The sequence below is a fragment of the Cupriavidus nantongensis genome (genome assembly GCF_041726985.1).
In the GTDB taxonomy this organism is placed as follows: domain Bacteria; phylum Pseudomonadota; class Gammaproteobacteria; order Burkholderiales; family Burkholderiaceae; genus Cupriavidus; species Cupriavidus nantongensis_A.
The window spans coordinates 393,592-418,989 of the sequence record NZ_CP168303.1 but is presented as its reverse complement, the minus strand read 5'-3'; the positions used below and the strand labels follow the sequence as shown (position 1 = coordinate 418,989).

General features: G+C 68.9%; 21 protein-coding genes. 15 read left to right on the top strand and 6 right to left on the bottom strand.

The genetic code is table 11. The features are described 5' to 3' along the window. Window positions 1-11: 11 nt before the first annotated feature. Entirely contained in the window at window positions 12-590 is a 579-nt protein-coding gene (locus ACEI37_RS13005; protein WP_373379228.1) for a YqaA family protein, read from the bottom strand. Window positions 591-909: 319 nt separating this feature from the next. Between ACEI37_RS13005 and ACEI37_RS13000 the strand changes: the two genes are divergently transcribed. The 8 genes from ACEI37_RS13000 to ACEI37_RS12965 all read left to right on the top strand — a co-directional run bounded on the left by ACEI37_RS13000 (window position 910) and on the right by ACEI37_RS12965 (window position 9,084). Continuing rightward, window positions 910-1,407 (top strand): (2Fe-2S)-binding protein, encoded by a 498-nt coding sequence (locus ACEI37_RS13000; protein WP_373379227.1) that lies wholly within the window; start codon window positions 910-912, stop codon window positions 1,405-1,407. 13 nt (window positions 1,408-1,420) lie between these two features. Further along, window positions 1,421-3,802, top strand: coding sequence for a xanthine dehydrogenase family protein molybdopterin-binding subunit (locus ACEI37_RS12995; protein WP_373379226.1), 2,382 nt, complete (start codon window positions 1,421-1,423; stop codon window positions 3,800-3,802). 26 nt (window positions 3,803-3,828) lie between these two features. Further along, the gene (locus ACEI37_RS12990) at window positions 3,829-4,629 is read left to right on the top strand and encodes a xanthine dehydrogenase family protein subunit M (RefSeq protein WP_373379225.1); all 801 of its coding nucleotides are present in this window, start codon (window positions 3,829-3,831) and stop codon (window positions 4,627-4,629) included. Window positions 4,630-4,726: 97 nt separating this feature from the next. Beyond that, on the top strand, window positions 4,727-5,623 hold the full coding sequence (locus ACEI37_RS12985) for an AAA family ATPase (RefSeq protein ID WP_373379224.1): 897 nt from the start codon (window positions 4,727-4,729) through the stop codon (window positions 5,621-5,623). A 9-nt stretch (window positions 5,624-5,632) separates the two neighbouring features. Then, window positions 5,633-6,892, top strand: coding sequence for a VWA domain-containing protein (locus tag ACEI37_RS12980; RefSeq protein ID WP_373380253.1), 1,260 nt, complete (start codon window positions 5,633-5,635; stop codon window positions 6,890-6,892). Beyond that, window positions 6,883-7,449: a CoxG family protein gene (locus ACEI37_RS12975; protein WP_373379223.1), complete on the top strand. Its 567-nt coding sequence runs from the start codon at window positions 6,883-6,885 to the stop codon at window positions 7,447-7,449. The genes ACEI37_RS12980 and ACEI37_RS12975 overlap by 10 nt, the downstream gene beginning before the upstream one ends. Next, on the top strand, window positions 7,422-8,459 hold the full coding sequence (locus ACEI37_RS12970; RefSeq protein ID WP_373379222.1) for an XdhC family protein: 1,038 nt from the start codon (window positions 7,422-7,424) through the stop codon (window positions 8,457-8,459). Before ACEI37_RS12975 ends, ACEI37_RS12970 begins: the two co-directional genes overlap by 28 nt. A 19-nt stretch (window positions 8,460-8,478) precedes the next feature. Continuing rightward, window positions 8,479-9,084, top strand: coding sequence for an NTP transferase domain-containing protein (locus ACEI37_RS12965; RefSeq protein ID WP_373379221.1), 606 nt, complete (start codon window positions 8,479-8,481; stop codon window positions 9,082-9,084). A 98-nt stretch (window positions 9,085-9,182) separates the two neighbouring features. Here ACEI37_RS12965 and ACEI37_RS12960 read toward each other — a convergent pair whose 3' ends face one another. From ACEI37_RS12960 to otsB, 4 genes are all read right to left on the bottom strand, one after another. Then, window positions 9,183-9,539 (bottom strand): 4a-hydroxytetrahydrobiopterin dehydratase, encoded by a 357-nt coding sequence (locus tag ACEI37_RS12960; RefSeq protein ID WP_373379220.1) that lies wholly within the window; start codon window positions 9,537-9,539, stop codon window positions 9,183-9,185. 31 nt (window positions 9,540-9,570) lie between these two features. Beyond that, window positions 9,571-10,962 (bottom strand): alpha,alpha-trehalose-phosphate synthase (UDP-forming), encoded by a 1,392-nt coding sequence (gene otsA / locus ACEI37_RS12955; protein WP_018008747.1) that lies wholly within the window; start codon window positions 10,960-10,962, stop codon window positions 9,571-9,573. An 85-nt stretch (window positions 10,963-11,047) separates the two neighbouring features. Continuing rightward, window positions 11,048-12,913 (bottom strand): glycoside hydrolase family 15 protein, encoded by a 1,866-nt coding sequence (locus ACEI37_RS12950; RefSeq protein ID WP_373379219.1) that lies wholly within the window; start codon window positions 12,911-12,913, stop codon window positions 11,048-11,050. Window positions 12,914-12,926: 13 nt separating this feature from the next. Next, window positions 12,927-13,733: a trehalose-phosphatase gene (gene otsB / locus ACEI37_RS12945; RefSeq protein ID WP_373379218.1), complete on the bottom strand. Its 807-nt coding sequence runs from the start codon at window positions 13,731-13,733 to the stop codon at window positions 12,927-12,929. 308 nt (window positions 13,734-14,041) lie between these two features. Between otsB and ilvA the strand changes: the two genes are divergently transcribed. From ilvA to ACEI37_RS12910, 7 genes are all read left to right on the top strand, one after another. Continuing rightward, entirely contained in the window at window positions 14,042-15,580 is a 1,539-nt protein-coding gene (ilvA, locus tag ACEI37_RS12940; protein ID WP_115706203.1) for a threonine ammonia-lyase, biosynthetic, read from the top strand. 26 nt (window positions 15,581-15,606) lie between these two features. Then, window positions 15,607-16,440 (top strand): NADPH-dependent 7-cyano-7-deazaguanine reductase QueF, encoded by an 834-nt coding sequence (gene queF, locus ACEI37_RS12935; RefSeq protein ID WP_373379217.1) that lies wholly within the window; start codon window positions 15,607-15,609, stop codon window positions 16,438-16,440. Between the two features lie 268 nt (window positions 16,441-16,708). Beyond that, entirely contained in the window at window positions 16,709-17,446 is a 738-nt protein-coding gene (locus tag ACEI37_RS12930) for a TetR/AcrR family transcriptional regulator (RefSeq protein WP_373379216.1), read from the top strand. Continuing rightward, on the top strand, window positions 17,443-18,432 hold the full coding sequence (locus ACEI37_RS12925) for an HlyD family secretion protein (RefSeq protein WP_373379215.1): 990 nt from the start codon (window positions 17,443-17,445) through the stop codon (window positions 18,430-18,432). The genes ACEI37_RS12930 and ACEI37_RS12925 overlap by 4 nt, the downstream gene beginning before the upstream one ends. After that, window positions 18,429-19,400: an ATP-binding cassette domain-containing protein gene (locus ACEI37_RS12920; protein WP_373379214.1), complete on the top strand. Its 972-nt coding sequence runs from the start codon at window positions 18,429-18,431 to the stop codon at window positions 19,398-19,400. Before ACEI37_RS12925 ends, ACEI37_RS12920 begins: the two co-directional genes overlap by 4 nt. Further along, window positions 19,397-20,560 (top strand): ABC transporter permease, encoded by a 1,164-nt coding sequence (locus ACEI37_RS12915; protein ID WP_373379213.1) that lies wholly within the window; start codon window positions 19,397-19,399, stop codon window positions 20,558-20,560. The genes ACEI37_RS12920 and ACEI37_RS12915 overlap by 4 nt, the downstream gene beginning before the upstream one ends. An 11-nt stretch (window positions 20,561-20,571) precedes the next feature. Continuing rightward, window positions 20,572-22,065 (top strand): efflux transporter outer membrane subunit, encoded by a 1,494-nt coding sequence (locus tag ACEI37_RS12910; RefSeq protein WP_373379212.1) that lies wholly within the window; start codon window positions 20,572-20,574, stop codon window positions 22,063-22,065. A gap of 20 nt (window positions 22,066-22,085) precedes the next feature. On the opposite strand, the gene ACEI37_RS12905 is transcribed toward ACEI37_RS12910, so the two are convergent. Then, window positions 22,086-25,301, bottom strand: a complete 3,216-nt coding sequence (locus ACEI37_RS12905) for a pilus assembly protein (protein WP_373380252.1) — start codon at window positions 25,299-25,301, stop codon at window positions 22,086-22,088. Window positions 25,302-25,398 lie beyond the last annotated feature (97 nt).

The following is a 25,398-nucleotide window of genomic DNA, read 5'->3' as shown; positions in this document are numbered from 1 at the left end:
GGGCGCCGGAATCAGAACCAGGCCTTCACCGTGTGCGCAATGTTCTGCCAGAAAGTATCCGGAATCCACATCAGCGCGGCGGTCATGACCAGGTAGCGCAGGAACTTGCCGACCGCCATCCAGGCCAGGCTGGGCCAGAACGACAACCGCAGCCAACCCGCCAGAGTGCACAATGGATCACCAACACCGGGCAGCCACGACAGCAGCAGCGTGGGCGGGCCCAGGCGGCGCATCCAGCGGAAATAGCGGGCATCGAGCTTGGGCTTGGGCGGCTTGCGCGCGTGGGCGCGGTGCTCGAGGTGCTCGGCCTCGTGCTCGCGCGCGCGGCGCCGCTTGTGGTAGCGCACCAGCGCCAGCTTGGCGGCGTAGCCCAGCCACCAGTCGATCGCGCCGCCGACGGTATTGCCGGCGGTGGCCACCAGGATCGCCGGCCAGAACATCTGCGGATTGAGCTTGACGTAGCCGAACACTGCGGGCTCGGAGCCGAGCGGCAGCAAGGTGGCCGACACCAGGCTGACCACGAAGATCGCGGGCAGGCCTACCTTGGGCAAGGCAACGGTTTCGAACAGCCAATCGAAGAAGGCTTCCATGTAAGGGGGCAGGGCCGGTGGCGCGGCTCATTCTAGCGGGCCGTGCCCCAAACGGGGCGCGGGCAAACCACATGGCACCTGTGCGGGATTTGTGATTAACTGTTAGAGCCTGTCGGGGCCAAACGTTCGCCGGCCGTGCCGATGCGCCGGCCGCAAGGTTCGCTGGCGCACCAACAGCAGTTGCAGCGGCAGCACCAATATCACGAATTAGCCGTCCTATAGCCGTCTTAAGCGGCAGTACCGCGTCGTGGCCAGTCCCGCGCTTTGCTTTGGGGATCTGGGTATTGGTCATGCGCGTCCACCCCACATGGAGACAAGCATGGCGATTCCGATCCGCCTGACGGTCAACGGCAAGCCCGTTGACGCGCAGGTAGAACCCAACACCCTCCTGGTCCAGTTCCTGCGCGAACAGCTGCGCCTGACCGGCACCCACGTCGGCTGCGACACCGCGCAATGCGGCGCCTGCACGGTCCACCTGGACGGCCGCGCGGTCAAGTCGTGCAACCTGCTGGCGCTGCAGGCGGACGGCGCCACCGTGACCACCATCGAAGGACTGGCCGGGGACAAGGTCGGCAACGGCCTGCACCCGATGCAGGAGGCCTTCCGCGAATGCCACGGGCTGCAATGCGGCTTCTGCACGCCGGGCATGGTGATGAGCGCGACCGCACTGGTCCAGGAACATCCCGACGCCGACGCCGCCACCATCCGCAAGCACCTGGAAGGCAACCTGTGCCGCTGCACCGGCTACCACAACATCGTGCGCGCGGTGCAACAGGGCCAGGCGGGCATGCAGGGCGCCGCGGCCAGCGCTGAATAAAGGGGAGACCGCCATGAACGCACCTGAAAACCAGCGCCTGGTGGGCGCCTCCGTCAAGCGCAAGGAAGACTATCGCTACCTGACCGGCAACGGCCAGTACACCGACGACATCGTGCTGCCGCAGCAGAGCTACGGGTACTTCCTGCGCTCGCCGTATGCGCACGCGCGCATCCGCGCCATCGACAAGAGCGCGGCGGAGTCCGCGCCCGGCGTGATCGCCGTGCTGACCGGCGCCGAACTCGCCGCCGACAAGGTCGGCGGCCTGCCCTGCGGCTGGCTGATCCACAGCATCGACGGCACGCCGATGAAAGAGCCGCCGCACCCGGTGATCGCCCACGACAAGGTGCGTCACGTCGGCGACCAGGTGGCGCTGGTAATCGCCGAGACCCTGCAGCAGGCGCGCGACGCCGCCGAGCAGATCGATGTCGACTACGAAGAGCTGCCGCCCGTGGTCGGCGCCGCCGATGCCGCGTCGGCATCGACGCTGGTGCACGACGACGTCCCGGCCAACACCTGCTACACCTGGGGCCATGGCGACAAGGCCGCCACCGACGCCGCCTTCGCCAAAGCCGCGCACGTGACCACGCTGGAGATCGTCAACAACCGGCTGATTCCCAACGCGATCGAGCCGCGCGCGGTCAACGCCAGCTATGCGCGCCAGGACGACAGCTACACCGTCTACGTCGCCAGCCAGAACCCGCATGTCGAGCGTCTGCTGATGGGCGCGTTCGTGCTGGGGCTGCCGGAATCGCGGCTGCGCATCATCGCGCCCGACGTCGGCGGCGGCTTCGGCTCCAAGATCTTCCTGTACCCGGAGGACGTGGCGCTGACCTGGGCCTCGAAAAAGGTCGGCCGGCCGGTCAAGTGGACCGCGGATCGTAGCGAATCCTTCCTGACCGACGCGCATGGCCGCGACCACGTGACCCGGGCCGAGCTCGCGCTCGACGCCGACGGCAAGTTCCTGGCGCTGCGGGTGCATACGGTCGCCAATATGGGCGCCTACCTGTCGACCTTTGCCAGCAGCGTGCCGACCATTCTCTATGCGACGCTGCTGGCCGGCCAGTACGCCACCCCGGCGATCTACGCGGAGGTCAAGGCGGTGTTCACCAACACCGCGCCGGTCGATGCCTACCGTGGCGCGGGGCGGCCCGAAGCGACCTTCGTGGTCGAGCGCCTGGTCGAAACCGCCGCGCGCGAGCTGAACCTCGATCCGGCCGAGCTGCGCCGCAAGAACTTTATCCGCCAGTTCCCGTACGCCACCCCGGTGGGCCTGACCTACGACACCGGCGACTACGAGCCCTGCCTGGCGCGCGCGCAGGAACTGGCCGACGTCAAGGGCTTCCCGGCACGGCGCGATGAGGCAAAGCAGCGCGGCAAGCTGCGCGGCCTCGGTTATTCCTGCTACATCGAAGCCTGCGGCCTGGCGCCTTCCAACATCGCCGGCGCGCTCGGCGCGCGCGCGGGCCTGTTCGAGGTGGGCGAGATCCGCGTGCACCCGACCGGCACGGTGACGGTGTTCACCGGCTCGCACAGCCATGGCCAGGGGCACGAGACCACCTTCGCGCAGGTAGTGGCGGATCGCCTCGGGCTGCAGCTCGACCAGGTCGAGATCGTGCACGGCGACACCGGGCGCGTGCCGTTCGGCATGGGCACCTATGGCTCGCGTTCGCTGGCGGTGGGCGGCTCGGCCATCGTCAAGGCGCTCGACAAGATCGAGACCAAGGCCAAGAAGATCGCCGCGCACCTGCTGGAGGCATCGGACAGCGACATCGAGTTCAGCAACGGCGTGTTCCGCGTGGCCGGCACCGATCGCACCAAGACCTTTGGCGAGGTCGCGCTGAGCGCCTACGTCCCGCACAACTACCCGCTCGACAAGCTGGAGCCGGGCCTGAACGAAAACGCGTTCTACGACCCGACCAACTTCACCTACCCGTCCGGCGCCTATGTGTGCGAGGTGGAGGTCGACCCCGACACCGGCGCGTCGCAGGTGGTCAAGTTCACCGCGGTCGACGACTTCGGCAACATCATCAACCCGATGATCGTCGAGGGCCAGGTGCATGGCGGCATCGGCCAGGGGCTGGGCCAGGCCATGCTGGAGCAGTGCGTCTACGACAACGACAGCGGCCAGCTGCTGACCGGCTCGTACATGGACTACGCCATGCCGCGCGCCGGCGACCTGCCCGACTTCACCGTCGAGACCGCCAGCGGCACGCCATGCACGCACAACCCGCTGGGCGTGAAGGGCTGCGGCGAGGCCGGCGCCATCGGCTCGCCGCCGGCGTTCATCAACGCGCTGGTCGATGCGCTGTCGCCGCTGGGCGTGAAGGACGTGCAGATGCCCGCCACGCCGCATCGCGTGTGGCAGGCGATCCAGGCCGCGCAGCCCCAACCCTGAGCCACCGCACCTCAAAGGAAACCGACATGTACGCATTCAACTTTGAACGCGCCGCGGATGCCAAGGCGGCAGTGGCCAAGCTCAAGGCCGATCTCGACGCCAAGTTCCTCGGCGGCGGCCAGAGCCTGCTGGCGGCGATGAAGCTGCGGCTGGCATCGCCGTCGACGCTGGTCGACGTCGCGCGCATCCCCGGCATGGCCGAGATCCGCGTCGAAGGCAAGGAGATCGTCATCGGTGCCGCCGCCCGCCATGCCGACGTCGAAGCCAACGCCGAGGTGCGCCAGCGCATCCCGGCGCTGGCGGCGCTGGCCGGCGGCATCGGCGACCGCCAGGTGCGCGCGATGGGCACCATCGGCGGCGCGCTGGCCAATGACGATCCGGCGGCGGACTACCCGGCCGGCGTGCTGGGACTGGGCGCGACCGTGGTCACCGACCGCCGCAGCATCGCGGCCGACGACTTCTTCAAGGGTCTCTACGAGACCGCGCTGGAAGCGGACGAGCTGATCACCGCGGTGCGCTTCCCGATACCGGACCAGGCCGCCTACGCCAAGTTTGCGAACCCGGCGTCGCGCTTCGCGCTGGTCGGCGTGCTGGTGGCGCGCACCGGCAACACGGTGCGCGTCGCGGTCACGGGCGCGGCAGACAGCGTGTTCCGTTGCCAGCCGCTGGAGCAGGCGCTGTCGGCGAATTTCACCGCGCAGGCGGCGCGCGGGGTGAAGGTCGATGCATCGAGGCTGAACAGCGACCTGCATGGGTCGGCGGAGTACCGGGCGCATCTGATTCCGGTGCTGGCGGCAAGGGCGGTGGAGGCGGCGCTGAAGGGTTAGTGCGTCTCCATTGCCGCATGTTGTCTCCCCTCTCCCGCAAGCGGGAGAGGGGAGCAAACCGCTGGCGTGCCAGGCGCGTCGGCAAACCAGAACGCCCATGCTCCCCACCTCCATCGACGACACCCTCGCCCGGCTCGCCCACCAGCAATATTTCGCCGACCGCGAAACCGCGACGGTGCTCTACCTCGCGCTGCGCATGCAACGCCCGCTGTTCCTCGAAGGCGAACCCGGCGTCGGCAAGACCGCATTGGCGCAGGCCATGGCCGGCGTGCTCGGCACGCGGCTGCTGCGGCTGCAGTGCTATGAGGGGCTCGATGCCGCCAGCGCGCTGTATGAATGGGACTACCCGCGGCAAATCATGGCGTTGCGCCTGGCCGAGGCGCGCGGCGAGCGGCCCGAGGCGCAATCGCTGTACCACGACGACTACCTGCTCAAGCGCCCGCTGCTGGAGGCGTTGCTGCCCGACCCCGCCGCGCCCGACGTGCCGCGCGTGCTGCTGATCGACGAGATCGACCGCGCCGACGAGCCCTTTGAAGCGTTCCTGCTCGAAGTCCTGTCTGAATTCCAGGTGTCGATCCCGGAGATCGGCGTGATCCGTGCCGAGCGCCCGCCGCTGATCGTGATCACCTCCAACCGCACGCGCGAGGTGCATGACGCGCTCAAGCGCCGCTGCCTGTACCAATGGGTTGGCTATCCGGAGCGCGAGCGCGAGCTGCAGATCGTCGCGGCGCGGGCGCCCGAGGCTGCGGCCGCGCTGCAGGCGCAGGCGATCGATTTCGTGCACCGGCTGCGCGGCATCGACCTGTTCAAGGCGCCTGGCATCGCCGAGGCCATCGACTGGTGCCGCGCGCTGGCCGCACTGGGCACCACCGAGCTCGATCCACAATCGGTGCGCGATACGCTGGGCGTGCTGCTCAAGTACCAGGACGACCTGGCGCGCGTCGACGGCCCCACCGTGGCGGAATTGCTGGCGGGCGCCACGCCGGGAGCCTGAGCTGTGCCAATGCTTCACGCCGGCGCGCGCAGCGGCGGTCCGCCAGCGGGACTGCCGGTCCTGGCGCGCAACGTCACCCACTTCATGCGGCTGCTGCGCGACGGCGGCTTTGCGCTGTCGCCGGCGCACGCGGTCGATGCGCTGGCCGCGCTGCGCGTGGTGGATATCGGCCAGCGCGACGAGGTGCGCGCCGCGCTGGCGGCGCTGGTGCTGTCCGGCCCCGACCAGCGGCCGCTGTTCGATGCGGCCTTCGACCTGTTCTGGCGCGACCCCGACTGGGAAGGCAAGCTGCGCGCGCTGCTGCTGCCGCGCGTCGACGCGGGCGCGCCGCCGCCCAAGCGCAGCAACCGGCTGGCCGATGCGCTCGCCGCGCGCCAGCCAGACATGCCATCGCGCGCGGCGCAGACCGAAGCAGAACGCGTCCACGTGCCGCTGACCTTCTCCGACCAGGAACGCCTGGCGCAGCGCGATTTCGAGACCCTCAGCGCGCAGGAATGGCGCGCGCTGCAGCACCTGGTGCGCACCCGCCGCGCCCGCCTGGCGCTGCAGCGCACGCGCCGGCTTCGCGCCGCCACCTGCGGCACCCACGCCGACCTGCGCGCCAGCGCGCGCCTGGCGGTGCGCCAGCACGGCGAGTGGCTGCGCTGGAAATTCCGCAAGCATGCCGAGCGCAAGCCGCCGCTGGTGCTGCTGCTCGACATTTCCGGCTCGATGAGCCAGTACTCGCGCGCGGTGCTGTACTTCTGCCACGCGCTGATGCAGTCGCGCGAACGGCTGGCGGTGTTCCTGTTCGGCACGCGGCTGACCAATATCACCCGCTCGCTGCGCGAACGCGACCCGGACGAGGCCGTCGCCGTCATCACCGGCCAGGTGCGCGACTGGGCCGGCGGCACCCGCATCGGCGCCGCGCTGGCGAGCTTCAACCGCCACTGGGCGCGGCGCACGCTGTCCGGGCGCGCCACCGTGCTGCTGGTCACCGACGGCCTGGACCACGAGCAGATCGAGCTGCTGGGCGAGGAGATGGCGCGGCTGCGCCGCTTTGCCCACCGCATCGTCTGGCTCAATCCCCTGCTGCGCTACCCCGGCTTCACGCCGCAGGCGCGTGGCGTGCAGGCCATCCTGCCTTACGTCGACGCGCTGCGGCCGGCCCATAACCTGGACAGCCTGCTGGCGCTCGAGACGCTGCTGTCCGACCACGGCGGCCCCGCCCGGGCCGCCAGATCCGCCACTACCGCCACGCCCTACAAGGAAGCCCCGCCATGGAAATGAACCAGAGCCAGCGCCTGCCGGTCCCGCAGCAGGTGGCATGGGAAGCGCTCAACGACACCGAGCTGCTCAAGCAATGCATCCCCGGATGTGAGAGTATCGAGCCCGACGGCGACCACGCCTACCTGCTGGCCATGACGGCCGCGGTGGGCCCGGTCAAGGCGCGCTTCAAGGGTCGCATGGCGCTGGAAGACATCCAGGCGCCCGACAGCTACACCATCCGTTTCGACGGCCAGGGTGGCGCGGCGGGCTTCGGCAAGGGCAGCGCCCAGGTCCGGTTGGAACCAGACGGGGATGAAACTGTCCTGACCTATACCGTCAACGCCCAGGTGGGGGGCAAGATCGCCCAGATCGGCTCGCGGCTGGTGGACGCCGCGGCACGCAAGATGGCTGATACCTTCTTTGCGCGCTTCACCGAGGCCGTCACCCCTGACGCCACAGACAGCACGCCAGCGGCCGAGGGCGCCCCCGCCGCAGCCGCCGGCGATAGCCCCGATAACGAACCGACAGAACAAGCGAAGCGGAAACGATCATGGACAGCGTGGATCTCGAAGTCCTGAAGAACAGCGTGCAGTGGCAACAGCAAGGCCATCGCGTGCTGCTGGTGACGGTAGTGCGGACCTGGGGCTCGTCGCCCCGGCCCGAGGGTGCGATGCTGGCGGTGCGCGACGACGGCCTGGTGGTGGGCTCGGTCTCGGGCGGCTGCATCGAGGACGACATCATCGACCGCGTGCGCCGGCAAGGCATCACCTCGGACCGGCCCGAGGCGATCAAGTACGGCATCAGCGCCGAGGAGGCGCACCGCTTTGGCCTGCCGTGCGGCGGCACCATCGAGCTGGTCGCCGAGCCGCTCAAGCCGGCCAGCGGCATTGCCGAACTGCTCGATGCCGTAGAGAACGGCCGCCTGGTCGCACGCACGCTGGACATGGCCACCGGCGTGGCCACGCTGGGCCCGGCCAGCGCCACCGACGGGCTGGCGTTCGACGGCAAGACCCTGCTGACCATCCACGGCCCGCGCTACCGCATGCTGGTGATCGGCGCCGGACAGCTGTCCAAGTACCTGTGCCAGATCGCCGTCGGCCTGGGCTTCCAGGTCACCGTGTGCGACCCGCGCGAGGAATACACCGAGACCTGGGACATCCCCGGCGTCACCATGGTGCGCACCATGCCGGACGACACCGTCACCGACATGAAGCTGGACGAGCGCTGCGCGGTGATTGCGCTGACGCACGACCCCAAGCTGGACGACCTGGCGTTGATGGAAGCGCTGCGCACCCGCGCCTTCTATGTTGGCGCGCTCGGTTCGCGCCGCAACAACCAGGCGCGCCGCGAACGGCTCAAGGAATTCGACCTGACCGAGCTGCAGCTGGCACGGCTGCACGGCCCGGTGGGCATCTATATCGGCAGCCGCACGCCGCCGGAGATCGCGATATCGATCCTGGCCGAGGTGATCGCGGCCAAGAACCATGTGTCGCTGCCCGACATCCTGCAGGTGGAAGGCGCCAAGGCCGCGCGCGAAATGGCGGCCAGCACCGGCAGCAGCTGCGACGTGGCGCCCGATCCTGCCTGACGACCCCGCGAGTGCCGCCATGACCGCCGCCCCCAACGCTCCCCTGCTCCGCACCGACCTGCCCACCGGCATCCTGCTGGCCGCGGGCTTCGGCCGCCGCTTCGATGCCGCCGGCCAGCGCAACAAGCTGCTTGAAGTCCTGCCGGGTGGCCGCACGGTGGCGTGGCGCAGCGCGCGCACGCTGGCGGCGGCCCTGCCGGAGTCGATCGCCGTGATCCGCCCCGGCAACCCGGCGCTGGCCCAGGAATTGCGCCGGGGCGGCTGCCGCGTACTGGAGGCGCCCGAGGCCGAAGCCGGCATGGGCGCGGCGCTGCGCGCCGCCGTCGCGGCGACGCCGGAAGCGCGCGGCTGGGTGGTGGCGCTGGCCGACATGCCGTGGCTGCCGATGGAGCTGATCCGCGCGGTAGCGCTGACCATCACCTCGCCCGACACCATCGCCGCGCCGTGGCGCAACGGGCAACGCGGCCATCCGGTGGGCTTTGGCGCGGCCTGGCGCGACGCCCTGCTGGCGCTGGACGGCGACGAAGGCGCGCGCGCGCTGCTGAAGGACAAGCCGGTGACGCGGATCCTGACTGAGGACGAGGGGGCGTTCCGGGATATCGATACGCCGGCGGATTTGCGCTGAGACGCACGCATACGGCAGGGCTTCGCTCTGCTGCTGGTGTCCGGCTTGCGGTGGTTCAAACGCTAACGCCGCGCGCCGTCGTGCAAACAGCGTTGGCCTCAGCCGCCGCCCTGCTGCCCCTCGGCCATCTCGCTCGTCTTCACCGCCATGATGAAATCATTGCGGTGTAACCCTTTGATCTTCTTCGTGCGCCATGACACCGTCGCATGTCCCCAGCCGAAGCTGATCTCGGGATGATGCCCCTGCGCCTCGGCCAGCTGGCCGACGCCGGTCACGAAGGCCAGCGCCTGCGCGAAATTGCCGAAGGTGAAACGCCGTTCGAGCCGCGTCGCGCCATCGGCCAGTTCCCAGCCGGGCGCCTGCTGCAGCAGGGCCTCGGCCTCGTCGGGCGTCAGCGGCGGCACGCCGCCGCGGCAAGGCGTGCACGATTGCGCTGCCAGGTTTTCTTCGCTCATGGTCTTGCTCCCCGACCGCAACGCGCCGTCTCTATGCGCCTTCGGTCTCGGTCAATGCGCGCAGATATTCACGGCTCCACCAGTGCACATCCTGCGCGCGGATGCGCTCCAGCAGTTTCTGGTGGCGCTGCTGGCGCTCGGCCAGCGGCATGTGCAGCGCCTGCTGGATCGCCTGCGCGGTGGCGCGTGTGTCGTAGGGGTTGACCAGCAGCGCCTCGCGCAGCTGCTCGGCGGCGCCGGCAAAGCGCGACAGCACCAGCACGCCCGGATCCTCCGGGTCCTGCGCCGCGATGAACTCCTTGGCCACCAGGTTCATGCCGTCGCGCAGCGGCGTCACCAGCGCCACGCGGCTGGCGCGGCACAGCCCGGGCAGCCGCTTGCGCGCGGTGGTGCGGTGGATATAGCGCACCGGCATCCAGTCGAGCTCACCGAACTCGCCGTTGATCGAGCCGCTCAGCTGCTCCATCTCGCGGCGCAGGTCGACATAGGCGTCGACCGATTCGCGCGAGGGCGCGGCGATCTGCACCAGCGTTGCGCTCGAGCGGTTCTCGGGGTACTCGGCCAGCAGCCGGTAGAACGCCTTGAGCCGCTGCGGCAGGCCCTTGGAATAGTCGAGCCGGTCGATGCCCAGCAGCAGCCGGCGGCGCGCATATTGCGCGCACATCATCTCGTAGGTTTCCTGCGCTTCCTCGCCGCGGCCCAGTTCCATGAACTCGTCGACGTCGATGCCGATCGGGAACGCCTGCGCCCGCACCGTGCGGTGGAAGGCGCGGTAGCGGTGCTCGCCCATCGGCTCGGCCTGCGCTTCGGCCTGCACGTAGCGCGAGAAATGCTCGACATCGGCATGGCTCTGGAAGCCGAGCAGGTCGTAGGCAAACAGCGCGCGCATCAGCCACTCGTGCTGCGGGATCGCGGCCAGGATCAGCGGCGGTGGCAGCGGCACGTGCAGGAAGAAGCCGATCTTCTGCCCGCAGCCGATCGCGCGCAGCTCGGACGCCAGCGGGATCAGGTGGTAGTCGTGGATCCAGATGATGTCGTCGGGCTGCAGCAGCGGCGCCAGCTTGCGCGCGAACAGCTGGTTCACGCGCCGGTAGCCGTTGAGGAAGTTGGAATCGAAATCCGCCAGGTCGAGCCGGTAGTGGAACACCGGCCACAGCACGCCGTTGCTGTAGCCCAGGTAATAGGCGTCGTGGTCCTCGCGGCTCAGGTCGACGGTGGCCAGCGTGACATTGCCGGCTTGCTGCAGGTGCAGGTCGCCTTCGCCGGGCGTGCCACCCTGGGCGGTTTCCAGCGCCTTGCCGCTCCAGCCGAACCACAGGCCGCCGGTCTGCCGCAGGGCCTCGGACAGCGCGACGGCCAGGCCGCCCGCGGCGACGTTGCGTGGATCTGCAACCCGATTGGATACCGCTACAAGTCTTGGCATAGATGTTCTTTTTCAGTTCCTTGTTCTTGGTGCCGGCGCTGCCTGCCGCGCGCGGGGTGCCGCCCTCCCGCTCGCGCGTCGCCTCTCAGATCACCGTATCCCACGGCGCCGACAGCCGCATGGCGCCATTGATCAGGCCGACCATCGAATAGGTCTGCGGGAAATTGCCCCACATCTCGCCGGTCACCGGATGGGTATCCTCGGACAGCAGCCCGAGCGGGTTGCGCGCGGCCAGCATGGCCTCGAAGATTTCGCGCGCCTGGTCGCGGCGGCCGATGCGCGCCAGCGCGTCGATGCGCCAGAAGGTGCAGATATTGAACGCGGTCTCGGGCTTGCCGAAATCGTCCGGGGCCTCGTAGCGGCGCATATAGGGGCCATCGCACAGCGAAGTCTCCAGCGCCTTGACGGTGGCGATGAAGCGCGGGTCGCGCGGGTCGATGAAGTTGACCTCGGCCATCAGCAGCACGCTGGCGTCGAGCTCGCGGCCACCGAAGCTCTCGGCAAAGGCCTGGCGCGACTCGCTCCACGACTCGGCCAGGATCTGCTCCTTCATGCGATGGGCGTGGCTGTGCCAGTACGCGGCGCGCTCGGGCAGCACCAGCTTCTCGGCGATCTTGGCCAGCCGGTCGCAGGCGGCCCAGCTCATCAATGCCGACGAGGTATGCACGCGCGCCCGCGTGCGCAGCTCCCACATGCCGGCGTCGGGCGTGCCGAACACCCGCACCGCCTGCTCGCCTACGGTTTCCAGCCGGCCGAATTCGGCGGCGCCGCCGCGATGCAGCAGCCGGTGGTCATGGAAGGCCTGCGCCGCGCCCAGCACCACGTTGCCATAGACGTCATGCTGGAAGTGCTCCTGCGCCTGGTTGCCGACGCGCACCGGCCCCATGCCGCGGTAGCCGGGCAGGTGGTCGAGCATGCTTTCGGGCAACTCGCGCTCCAGGCCGATGCCGTACAACGGCTGGATATGGCCGTCCTGCGACTGCATCACCACGTTGGACAGCCAGCGCAGGTAGTCCTCCATGGTGCCGACCTCAGACAGGCTGTTGAGCGCGCGCACCACAAAGAACGCGTCGCGCAGCCAGCAGAAGCGGTAGTCCCAGTTGCGGCCGCTGCCCGGCGCTTCCGGAATGCTGGTGGTCATGGCCGCGACGATGGCGCCGGTCTCTTCGTACAGCGACATCTTCAGCGTGATGGCGGCGCGGATCACCGCGTCCTGCCATTCGCGCGGCACCGCCAGCCGGCGGCTCCACAGGCGCCAGTAGGCGGTGGTCTCCTGCTCGAAATCGCGCGCGGTCTCTTCCACGCCGTGCGCCAGGGTCTCGTCCGGGCCCAGGATGAAGTTATGCCCGCGCGTGACCAGGAACGGCGTATGCGACAGCACGTAGGCAAGCGGCGCGTCGGTGGTCATGCGCAGCGTCATGTCGTCGCCGATGTAGCGCACGTGGCTGCTGCCGCGCGTGATCTGCGGCGCCTTGCGGCCCCATTCGAAGCGCGGCGCCACCACCACGCGCACACGCGGCGCGCCGCGCACCGGGCGCATGCGGCGGATCAGCGTGGTCGGGCGGAAATAGCGTCCAAGCCGGAAAAAGCGCGGGGCGAAGTCGGTGATCTCCAGGCAGTTGCCGTGGATGTCCGTCAATCGCGTGCGCAGCACCGCGGTATTGGGCTCGTACCACTGCCGCGACGAATGGAAGTCCTCGATCTCGATCGAGAAATGGCCGGCGTTCTCGCTGGGGTCCAGCAGCGCATTGAACACCGGGTCGCCGTCGAAGCGCGGCAGGCAGGACCAGACGATGCGTCCGCGGCAATCGACCAGCGCCGAGATGGCGCAGTTGCCGATCATGCCAAGCGACAGCGACGGGTTGGCGAAGCGCGTGCCGCCGTCGACGGTTCGATTCACGCCCTCGGTCGGCGGCTTGCCCAGCTCGGCCGGGCTGCTCGGGTTGGTCACGTCGGGTTCTCCGTTACGATGTCGTGGGGCGCCGGCCGCGGCCTGGCCCGGCCTCGTGGGGCACGGCGCGCGGTGCGCCGGCGCTTGCGGATGACGCCAGCGCATGCGCCGAGCGGTGCAGCCAGCTGCGCAGCGCCGCCGGGCCGGGCACGCTCACCGCGGCGACGGTCTCGCGCTGGCCCACCAGCACGCCCAGCCCGCCCAGCTTGCGCACCGCGGCGAAGCCGGGCTCGTCGGTCATGTCGTCGCCGGCAAAGAGCGGCACGCGCTCGGCAAACGGCGCGGTCTTCATGAAGGCCGCGATGGCATCGCCCTTGTCGACGCCGGCCGGCTTGATCTCGACCACCATCTTGCCCGGCAGCGCTTCCAGGCCGACCGCATGGCGCAATACGTCAGTGACGGCGGCATCGACGATGCCGGCCAGCTCGGGTGCCTGCCGGTAGTGGATCGCGACCGCGACCGACTTGCGCTCCAGCCGCAGCGCCGGGTAGGCGCGCACCAGCGCTTCCAGGTGGGGAATCAGCGGTTCGAGCCCGGGGGCGTGGGTCTTCGACACCATGCCGCCGTCGGTGCGGAATTCGGCGCCGTGGATGCCGGCCGCGGGCAATTGCAGCGGCTGCAGGAAGTGGTCGAGTTCGAGGATCGGCCGCCCGGAGATGACGGCCAGCGCGCCGTCCAGACGCTGGTACAGCGTGCGCAGCGTGCCGACCAGTTCTGGTTCGATCTGCACCAGTTCGGGCCGCGGGGCCAGGTCGGCCAGCGTGCCGTCGAAGTCGAGAAACAGGGCGGTATTGGGTTCGATTAGCGGTAGCTGTGGCATCGCGTGAAACCGTAACACGTCGTTTTGACCGGCGTCCACCGGGCGCCGTCCTACATGGCGCAAGCGTAACCCCGGGCCGATGCAAGTGCGACGCCGGCCTGCCCGCCCACATTCCCGCCCGACCGCAAGTGAATGCCGATCCACTCCGTCAGGCGTGGCCGTGGTGTGGCGGGCACTGTCGCCAGGGGGCTGCCGGGTCTCACGGCCGGGGTGCGCGAGGCCGGCATCCTTTATCATTGACGGTTTCCGCCAGAATTTCCCGGCTTTTTTGCGCGCCTGCCGCGCGCGCGCCGGCCAGCCCCGAGACCATGACCCGCCAGTCCGCCGCCCGACCCGATTATTTGAAGAAGATCCTGACCGCCAAGGTCTATGACGTGGCGCAGGAAACCGAACTGACCTACGCTCACCAGCTGTCGGCCCGCACCGGCAACTCGGTCTGGTTCAAGCGCGAGGACACCCAGCCGGTCTTCTCCTTCAAGCTGCGCGGCGCGTACAACAAGATGGCCTCGCTGTCGCCGGAAGAGCTCAAGCGCGGCGTGATCGCCGCGTCGGCCGGCAACCACGCGCAGGGCGTGGCGCTGGCCGCGGCCCGGCTGCAATGCAAGGCCATCATCGCCATGCCGGTGACCACGCCGCAGGTGAAGATCGACGCCGTGCGCGAGCGCGGCGGCCAGTGGGTCGAGATCATGCTGCACGGCGAGTCCTACAGCGACGCCTACAACCACGCCGCGGTGCTGGAGAAGAAGCACAAGCTGACCTTCATCCACCCGTTCGACGACCCCGAGGTGATCGCCGGCCAGGGCACCATCGCCATGGAAATCCTGCGCCAGCACCCGGGCCCGATCCATGCCGTGTTCGTCGCCATCGGCGGTGGCGGGCTGATCTCCGGCGTCGCCGCGTACATCAAGGCGGTGCGTCCCGAGATCAAGGTCATCGGCGTGCAGACCGTCGATTCGGACGCGATGAAGCGCTCGGTCGATGCCGGCAAGCGCATCGAGCTGAAGGAAGTGGGCCTGTTCTCGGACGGCACCGCGGTGAAGCTGGTCGGCAAGGAGACCTTCCGCGTCACGCGCGAACTGGTCGACGACATCATCCTGTGCGATACCGACGCGATCTGCGCGGGCGTGAAGGACGTGTTCCAGGACACCCGCAGCATCCTCGAGCCGGCCGGCGCGCTGGCGGTGGCGGGCCTGAAGGCCTACGCCGAGCGCGAGAAGCTCAAGGGCCAGCACCTGGTGGCGATCGCCTGCGGCGCCAACATGAACTTCGACCGCCTGCGCTTTGTCGCCGAACGTGCCGAGGTGGGCGAGGCCCGCGAAGGCGTGTTCGCCGTGACCATCCCGGAAGAGCGCGGCAGCTTCAAGCGTTTCTGCGAGCTGGTCGGCACGCGCAACGTGACCGAGTTCAACTACCGCATCGCCGACACCAGCATGGCGCATATCTTCGTCGGCGTGCAGATCGCGAGCCGCGCCGAAAACGACAAGATCGCCGCCAGCTTCCGCAAGCACGGCTTCGACACGCTCGACCTGTCCAACGACGAGCTCGCCAAGCAGCATATCCGCTACATGGTGGGCGGGCGCTCGGCGCTGGCGCACGACGAGCTGCTGTACCGCTTCGAGTTCCCGGAGCGCCCGGGCGCGCTGATGAAGTTCCTGTCGAGCATGAGCCCGAACTGGAACATCAGCCTGTTCCACTACCGCAACCAGGGGGCGGACACCTCCAACATCCTGGTCGGCATCCAGGTGCCGAAGAACGAGAAGCGCGCCTTCCGCGCCTTCCTTTCGACGCTGGGTTACGTACACTGGGACGAGACCGACAACCCGGTGTACAAGCTGTTCCTGTCCTGATTGTCCCGATATCCGCCGAGCGCCCCATGAGCCTCCCCGAACACTCGCCGCTGGGCAAGCCCTCGGCCTACAAAACCGAGTACGACGCCACCCTGCTGTTCCCGATCCCGCGCCAGCCCAAGCGCACCGAGATCGGCTTGCCCGAGGGCAGGCCGGTGCCGTTCTTCGGCGTCGACATCTGGAACGCGTACGAGCTGTCGTGGCTGAACCTGAAGGGCAAGCCGCAGGTGGCGCTGGCCACCTTCATCATCCCGTCGGACACGCCCAACATCGTCGAGTCCAAATCGTTCAAGCTTTACCTGAACTCGTTCAACCAGACCCGGATCGCTTCGCCCGAAGCGCTGCAGCAGCTGCTGCACCATGACCTGTCCGAAGCCACCGGCGGCACCGTGCAGGTGCGGCTGGTGACCGAAGCGGAGCTCGGCACGCAGAAGATGGGCGAGCTCGACGGCCTGCTGCTCGACCGCCTCGACATCGAGGTGGACCGCTACGAGCCAGCGCCGGAACTGCTGAGCGCGGACCAGGAAGAGACGCCGGTGGAAGAAACACTGGTGTCGCACCTGCTCAAGTCCAACTGCCTGGTGACCGGCCAGCCGGACTGGGGCAGCGTGCAGATCCGCTACGTCGGCGCGCCGATCAACCAGGAAGGGCTGCTCAAGTACCTGATCTCGTTCCGCAACCACAACGAGTTCCACGAGCAATGCGTCGAGCGCATCTTCATGGACGTGATGCGCCAGTGCAAGCCGGTCAAGCTGGCGGTGTATGCGCGCTATACGCGGCGTGGCGGGCTGGATATCAATCCGTTCCGCACCAACTTCAATACGGCGTGGCCGGATAACAAGAGGAATGCGCGGCAGTAAGCCGGTGTTTTCCGCTAGGTCTCGACCGTAGTTCTCTCGGAAGTCCGCGACGGTAGCTCTCTACCGCGCCATTTGCTCCCCTCTCCCGCTCGCGGGAGAGGGGACCGTCCTGCGCCACATGCAGCGGCAACGTTGCTTGCTGGCCGACTTTAGTACCCCCAACCCTCCCGACGCCCCCGCGGCACAGCTCAAGTTGTAACCGTCCTTGAATTAATTAACGCAAAAATTAATATGGGCTGAACACCCCAATTCCGCCGAGCCAGCCGCCATGCCCCGCAAACCCGCCTCTCCCAAGCCCCCCAGGCGCAGCCCGGGCCGACCGGCGGCGGGCCAGCCCGGCCAGCGCGAGCGCATTCTCGACGCGGCGACCGAGCTGTTCTCGCGCCAAGGCGTGGCCGGCACGCCGGTCAAGGCCATCGCGGCGCTGGCCGGCGTCACCCCGGCACTGGTGCACTACTACTTCAGCGACCGCGACCTGCTGCTCGATGCCGTGATCGAAGAGAAGGTGCAGCCGCTGGTGGCCCGCTTCTTTGCCGGCAGCCAGCCCGGCGACGAGCCGCTGGAAATGCTGGTCGGCATCGCCACCCGGCTGATCCGCGCCGTCGCCGAGACGCCGTGGTTTCCGGGCCTGTGGATCCGCGAAGTGGCCAGCGACGACGGCGCGCTGCGCGAGCGCGTGCTCAAGCGCTTCGCGCTGGATCGCGCCGGGGCGCTGATGGCGCCGCTGGCGGCGGCGATTGCGCGCGGGCAGCTCAATCCCGGCCTGCAACCGGCGCTGGTGGTGCCGTCGCTGATCGGGCTGACGCTGCTGCCGCTGGCGACCACGCATATCTGGCGCCGGCTGCCCGGCGCGGAAGCGGTCGATACCGACGCGCTGGTGCGCCATGTCACGGCGCTGCTGACGCATGGGCTGGCCGCGGCGCCGGCAACGGCGCAGCCAAGCACGCCCGCAGGCACCGCCAAACGGAAGGGCCGCACCGCCAGGCATTCGCCGGAGTCCGCATGAACCACGCTGCTTCCATCCATCGTTCGCCCCTGCGCATAGCGCTGCGCGGTGCTGCCCTGCTCGGCGCCGCGTTGCTGGCCGCCGCTTGCGGCAACGCCCGCACCGATAGCTGGCAAGGCTACGTCGAAGGCGAATTCGTCAGCGTGGCCTCGCCCTTCGCCGGGCGCCTCGACGCGCTCTCGGTGCAGCGCGGCCAGCAGGTCGGCCAGGGCGCGGCGCTGTTCGCGCTCGAAGCCGACGACGAGCGCGCCGCGCGCCAGCAGGCCGAAGACCAGCTGCGCGCCGCCGAAGCCACGCTGCAGGACCTGAAGACCGGCAAGCGCCCGCTCGAAGTCGAGGTCAGCCGGGCCCAGCTCGCGCAGGCGCAGGCGCAGGCCCAGCGCAGCGCCGCGGCCTTGCGGCGCGACCAGCGCCAGTACGAGATCGGCGGCATCGCCCGGGCGCAGCTCGACGAATCGCGCGCGCAGGCCAACAGTGACGCCGCGCGCGTGCGCGAACTGCAGCGCGATATCGACGTGGCGCGCCTGCCGGGACGCGAGGCGCAGCAGGCGGCGCAGGCCGCGCAGGTGGCGGCCGCACGCGCCGCGCTGGCGCAGGCGCAGTGGAAGCTGTCGCGCAAGACCGTCGCCGCGACGCAGGCCGGGCTGGTCTACGACGTGCCCTACCGCCTGGGCGAATGGGTGCCGGCGGGCAGTCCGGTGGTGCGCATGCTGCCGCCGGGCAACGTCAAGGTGCGCTTCTATGTGCCGGAAACCGTGGTCGGCGCGTTGCGCAACGGCCAGGCGCTGCAGGTGCGCTGCGACGGCTGCGCCGCGCCGGTGGCCGCCACCATCACCTATGTCGCCAACGAGGCCGAGTACACGCCGCCGGTGATCTACAGCAACGAGACCCGGCGCAAACTGGTGTTCCTGGTCGAGGCGCGGCCGTCCGCCGCCGACGCGCCCAAGCTACGGCCCGGCCAGCCGGTGGAAGTGGTGCGGCAATGAACACGAGCGCCAACGGCAGCCGCAACAACCTCGGCCTCGCCATCGACGTGCGCGGCCTGAACAAGCACTTCGGCGACAAGCATGTCGTCAATGACCTCTCCATGCAGGTCGCGCGCGGCGAGATCTTCGGCTTCCTCGGCCCCAACGGCAGCGGCAAGACCACCTCGATCCGCATGATGTGCGGCCTGCTGACGCCGGACTCCGGCGCGGGCACCTGCCTGGGCTACGACATCCTGACCGAGTCCGACCAGATCAAGCGCCGCGTCGGCTACATGACGCAGAAGTTCTCGTACTGGGACGACCTGTCGATCCGCGAGAACCTGGACTTCGTCGCGCGCGTGTACGGCATGCCGAATCGGCGTGAAGCCGTCGAGCGCGCGCTCGAAGACCTGGGCCTGGCGACGCGCTCGGCGCAGCTGGCCGGCGCGCTGTCAGGCGGCTGGAAGCAGCGCCTGGCGCTGGCGGCGTGCCTGCTGCACGAGCCCGAGCTGCTGCTGCTCGACGAGCCCACCGCCGGCGTCGATCCCAAGGCGCGGCGCGACTTCTGGGAGCAGCTGCACCAGCTGGCCGCGCGCGGCATCTCGGTGCTGGTCAGCACGCACTACATGGACGAGGCCGAGCGCTGCCACAAGCTTGCCTATATCGCCTACGGCAGGCTGCTGGCGCAGGGCACCGCCGATGAAGTGGTGGCGAGCCAGCGGCTGTCGACCTGGAGCGTGGAAGGCGACGACCTGGCGACGCTGTCGGCGCAGCTGCAAGGCGCGCCGGGCGTGGAGCAGACCGTGGCCTTCGGCACCGCGCTGCACGTGACCGGGCGCGATGCGCAGGCGCTGGCCGACACCCTCGCGCGCCTGGCCGGCCCGGGCCGGCGCATCGAGCAGGCCCAGACCAGTCTGGAAGACGTGTTCATCCACATGATGAGCGGCGCCGAGGACAACATGGCTCGCAAGACCGGGGAGGCGTCATGACGCCCGCCGCGCGCAAGCCATACACCTCTGCACGCTTCTCGCTGCAGCGCTGGTGGAGCATCGTGCTGAAGGAATTCCTGCAGTTGCGGCGCGACCGCGTCACCTTCGGCATGATCGTCGGCCTGCCGATCATGCAGTTGCTGCTGTTCGGCTTTGCCATCAACACCGATCCGCGCCAGCTGCCGACCGCGGTGATCGCCGCCGACCAGAGCGAGTTCACGCGCTCCTTCATCGCCAGCATGGAACAGTCGACCTATTTCAAGCTGGTCGGCACGCTGCCCGACGAGCGCGCCGGGCGCGAGGCGCTGATGAAGGGCGAGGTCCAGTTCGTGCTGACCATCCCGCCCGACTTCACGCGCCGGCTGCTGCGCGGCGAGCGGCCGGCGCTGCTGGTCGAGGCCGATGCCACCGACCCGGGCGCCACCGGGCAGGCCATCGCGGCGCTGGCGCAGCTGCCCTACCGCGTCGCCGCGCACGACCTGAAGGGAGCGCTGGCGCCGCTGGCCGGCGGCAAGCCGCCGTTCGAGGTGCAGGTGCAGCGGCTCTACAACCCCGAGGGCATCACCCAGTACAACATCATCCCCGGGCTGATGGGCGTGATCCTGTCGATGACCATGGTGATGATGACCGGGCTGGCGATGACGCGCGAACGCGAGCGCGGCACCATGGAGAACCTGCTGGCCACGCCGGTGCGGCCGCTCGAAGTGATGACCGGCAAGATCGTGCCGTACATCTTCATCGGCCTGATCCAGTCCACCATCGTGCTGCTGGCCGCGCGCTGGGTCTTCAGCGTGCCCTTTGTCGGTTCGGTGCTGGCGGTGTACCTGGCGGCGCTGCTGTTCATCGCGGCCAACCTGACCGTGGGCATCACGCTGTCATCGCTGGCGCAAAACCAGCTGCAGGCGATGCAGCTGACCTTCTTCTACTTCCTGCCCAACATCCTGCTGTCCGGCTTCATGTTCCCGTTCGCCGGCATGCCGGGCTGGGCGCAGGCGATCGGCAACATCCTGCCGATGACCTACTTCCACCGCATGGTGCGCGGCATCCTGCTCAAGGGCAACGGCTGGTTCGAGCTGTGGCCCAATGTGTGGCCGATGGCGCTGTTTATCGTGGTGGTGATGGCGATCGCGGTGCGCTTCTACCGGCGCACGCTCGATTGAAGGAGCTGCCCATGCAACGTCTCACCTTCCTGTTCGCCGCCGCGCTGCTGTGCGACTGCGCGGTCGGTCCCGATTTCCGCGTGCCCGCGCCGCCGGACGACGCCGGCTACGTGCCGGGTCCGCAGCCGGTGGCGACCGTTGCAGCGGACGGTGCCGACGCCGCGGGGCAGGCCCACGCGCAGACGCTGGCCGCGGGCGCCGATGTCCCGGCGCAGTGGTGGACGCTGTTCCGCAACCCGGCGCTGGACGCGACCATCCGCGCCGCGCTCGCCGCCAGCCCGACACTGGCGCAGGCCCGCGCGCGGCTGACGCAAGCGCAGGAGAACCTGGCCGCCCGCACCGGCGCGACGCGCTGGCCTGCCATCGACGCGAAGCTGGACACCGCGCGCCAGCAAATCGATTTACAGTCGATGGGCATCACCGCCATCCCCAGCCCTGGCCCGTTCACGCTGTACGGCGCGACGGTGCAGGTGTCCTATGCGCTGGACCTGTTCGGCGGCCAGCGGCGCGAGCTGGAAGGCCTGCAGGCCGCGGCCGACTACCAGCGCTACGAGCTCGAGGCCGCGCGCCTGGCGCTGGCCGCCAACATCGCCACCGCGGCCATCCGCGAAGCCGGCCTGCGCGCGCAACTGGCCGACACCGCCGCGATGGTGGCGGCGCAGCAGCGCCAGCTCGGCATCACCGAGGCCCGCCTGCGCGCAGGCGGCGTCGCGCGCGTCGAGGTGCAGCGCCGGCGCGCCGAGCTGGCGCAAACCCAGGCGCTGGTGCCGGCGCTGCAGCGCCAGCTCGATGCCACCCGGCACCAGCTGGCGGTCTACACCGGCCAGACCCCGGCCGCGGCCGCACTGCCGGAATTCCATCTCGACGCGCTGCAGCTGCCCGACACGCTGCCGCTCAGCCTGCCCGCCACGCTGGCGCGCCGCCGGCCCGATATCCGCGCGGCCGAGGCGCTGCTGCACCAGGCGTCGGCCAATATCGGCGTGGCCACCGCCAACCTCTATCCGCAGGTCACGCTGAGCGCCAGCGGCGGCACCCAGGCCACCGCGGCGCGCGACCTGTTCAGCAGCCTCAACGTCTGGAGCCTGGCCGCCGGCCTGGTGCAGCCGGTGTTCCGCGGCGGCGAACTGCAGGCGCGCAAGCGCGCCGCGGAAGCCGCGTACGAACAATCGCTGGCCGCATACCGGCAAGCGGTGCTGCAGGGCCTGCAGAATGTCGCCGACGCGCTGCGTGCGCTCGAGGCCGACGCCGCCGCGCTGCGCGAACGCGCCGACAGCGCGCGCCAGGCGCGCGATACGCTGGCGGTGGTGTCGGAGCAGTACCGTCTCGGCGGCGTCAGCCAGCTGGCGCTGCTGGACGCCGAACGGCAGTCGCGCCAGGCCGCGCTGGATCTGGCGCAGGCGCGCGCCGACCGGCTGGCGGATTCGGCAGCGCTGCTGCAAGCGCTGGGGGGTGGGTGGTGGCAGGAGTCGCCGGATACGAACGCGGCGGCGCTGTCATCACGCTAGCACGGCAGCGCGATCGGCATTCACTTCCTGTCGGTCTGGGTGTACCAGTAGGTGCGCTTGCGCTTGCCGATGCCTGGCGGCGAGATCTTCTGCGCGCCCAGCGACGAAGTATTGTCGCCGCCCCCGGGACCGATCTGATTGCCGCCACCGATCAGCACCGGCACGTTGCTGGTGTTGCCCGACTTGTCCGTGACGGCAACCACGCCGAACACCGGCGACGGCGGCAAGCCACCATTGTTGAACACCACGTGGCGGTTGTTGTTGATGCCCTTGCCGGTCAGGAACGACACCGCATACCCGCGGGCAGTGCCAAGGTCGGGATAGCAGGCGCCGGCCTTGGGAACGCTTGGCTGGTTGGTCCCGAAGTAGGTATAGCCGGCCACGGTGAGCGGCGCGTTGACCACCTTCTCGCCGGCGCCCAGGGTCAGGTAGAACCCCTTTGCGGTCGTCGCATCGGCATATTCGGTGGTGGTGGCGTCGAACAGGCTGCTCTCGGTCAGCGGCGTCCAGGTCGATGGCAAACCGCCGGTGAGTGCGGTGTCCTTCAGCATGTAGAACCGGTTGACAACGTTGTAGGCCAGTCCCGGCGTGGTGCTGGTGGTGTATAGCGGATGCTCGCGGTCGCCACTGCCGATCATCACCGCATCGTAGGCTCCGGTGGTGATGACGTCGGGCGGGTACATGAACTTGCGCGCATCGTTGGTATCCTGTGCGCCGCCCAGTGCGGCGAACTTGCCCAGCGTCCACGCAGCCGGCCCGGTGCCAGCCGCCGTCTCGAAATCGAGCCGCCAGATATTGCCGCCGACGTCGCCGACATAGCCCTTGTCGATCAGCCCGTCGCCGTTGCGATCGACCACCGCGACGTCGGACGGAATCGCGCGGCTCATGCCGGCCGGCGTGCTGCAGACCGTGTCGGCAAGGCCGGAGCAATTCGCCAGCCAGGCGCGCACCACATTGCCTTCGAACGCGTCGAAGACAATGACACCGCGCCCCTGCGCGCCGCTGCCGCCGCCCTTCGACGGCTCCGCGTCCTCACCCGGATCGTAGCCCGCACCCATCACCACCAGCGGGTTGTCATAGCCCTTGACGCGGATCACGCGCGGCTGCGACCAGGTCTGGCCGAGTTCGGCAATCGCGCTGCTGTCGGCTTTCCACAAGAACTGCGGCGCCATCGGGTCCGTCACGTCCAGCGCATAGACCAGCCGCCCGCCGCGACGCGCGGTCAGGTAGATCACCACACGCGGCTTCGACGGGTCGCGCAGGTCCTGGTACACCGTGGTGGTACCGTCGAAGAAGTAGTCGCGCGGCCGGGCGCCCGAGCCCGTCGGTGATCCGCTCAGCTGCACCTCCGGCGCGTTGGTATAGAGCCGGCTGAGCTTGCCGTAAAACTCCGGCGGGACGAAGCCCCACAGTTCCCCGCCCGGACGCACGCCGCCGATACCGGTGGCCTGGTTGCCGTTGACCGCATGGAACACGCCATCGTTGGCGCCGTAGAAAACCACCACGCCGGTGCTGCCGCCGTAGTTGATCACCACCGGCCGTGAATGCAGTACGTCCCCGTGGACGGAACCGCGCACCGTCACGTCTCCGCCCGGACCCGCCTGGAGTTCCTTGCCGGCCACCGTGCTTTCCTTGAGCGCATACACGTCCCGGCCGCGCACCCAGTTGATGAGGTTGGCGACATCGCCCGCGGCGCTGTTCAGCGCCGACTGCCCGGTCGCGCCGGTCAGCGCGGCATTGCCAGTATCGAACGACACCAGCGCCTTGCTGGTCTTGCTGCAGCCACCGCTGGGGCAGGTATAGAGCTTGCGCGCCGACTGGTCTCTGATGATCTGCGCGCGCAGCATCTCGCCCGCTCCGCCCTTCTCGACGATCTCGCCGTCGCCGCCAACGGTGCCGCTGACACCGTCGGCCGAATCCAGCGCGCCCGCGGCGCCCGATGGACTATTGACCCAGAAGCCCTTGGCCGGCCACCCCGCCACGGCGCTGCCGGTATAGCTGTTGCCGCTGAACCCCTGGGGCGGCTCGGCGGTCCAGAAGCTCTTGGCGTTGGGCGAGATGAAACCCGTACCGGCACTGCTGATCGCACTCTGCTGGTCTTTCCCGGGCGGATTGGCGTCCAGCACCACGATCTGGTTCTTGTTGTCGTAGCCGAGCTTGTACTGCTTCAGGTTGCCCATCCACCGCGGCGCCGCGGTGGCGTCGGGCCGGAACATGCCGATATAGATCTGGTTCAGGTACGAACCCTGCCCGTTGACGCTGACCGGCAGGCTTACCGACGAGAACACGTTGTTGATCGCCTGCATCTCGTTGAAGATCTGCAGCAAGGCGTCGACCATGGCCTGGACATCGCCGAGCTCGACCACATAGCGCTTGCCGCCGGCGTTGTCGGCCATGCTGCGGGTCGATTCGACATAGTCCGGGTTCCTGCCGTCGGTGACTGCAATCGTGTAGGTGATGATGTTCTGGTTGTTGTCGAGATTGCCGTTGATGTCGGTCTCGTACATGAACCGCGCCCACTCATCGCCCCAGTTGCTGGCGTACTTGTCCTTGCCGGCCTCGAGCTTGAGCGGGGTCAGCTGCCTGGTCGTGGCACCGGCGGCCACCAGCGAGTCGTAGGCGACCGATCCGGTGTCCTGCGGCTTGCCGTTGTTGACGGCGTTGGCGATATAGATGACGAAGTTCTTCTGGCAGGGATTGGTGATGGGCGAGGTGTACTGCGTGCCCGACAAGCCCTTCCGGCCTCCGAAGAAGGCCCACGCCTCCTGCATGCCGGCGCCGACCTGCGAATTGTTGGAGTTGTCGGCCTGGCGATCGATGGTCGTGATGTACTTGAGGAATTCGGCGCCGTTCTTGGCGTCCATCACCGGCAACGTGTACGGGGCCGCCGCCGGATGGCGAAACCTGCCGCCGACGTTGTTACCGGTGCCGAACATCATCAGCCCCATGTTGATGTTGCCGGTCAGCTGCGGGTTGGTCACCAGCGTGTTGACCGCGCGGTACAGCGCGCATTGGATCGCGCCGACATCGGTGCCCGCGTTGTTGGCGCTGACCACGCTGGCGCCGTTCGCGTCGACGGCATCGCATCCTTTGATAGTGGTCGAAGCATTCCACGTCGAAGCATTGTCCAGCAGCAACAGGACATTGGGCTTGGTGCCGGCATTGGTCTGCAGGCCGGTGAACAGGTCAATGTCTTCCGCCCGCACCCCTTGCCATCCGGCCAGGGTCAGCAGCATGGCGAAGCCGGCATGCGCGAAACAGGTGCGCAGGCGAAAGGTCAGGTTCGAGGCGCAACGGCGGCGGGCAGGGTTCGTCATGCGGGTTCCCGTGCTA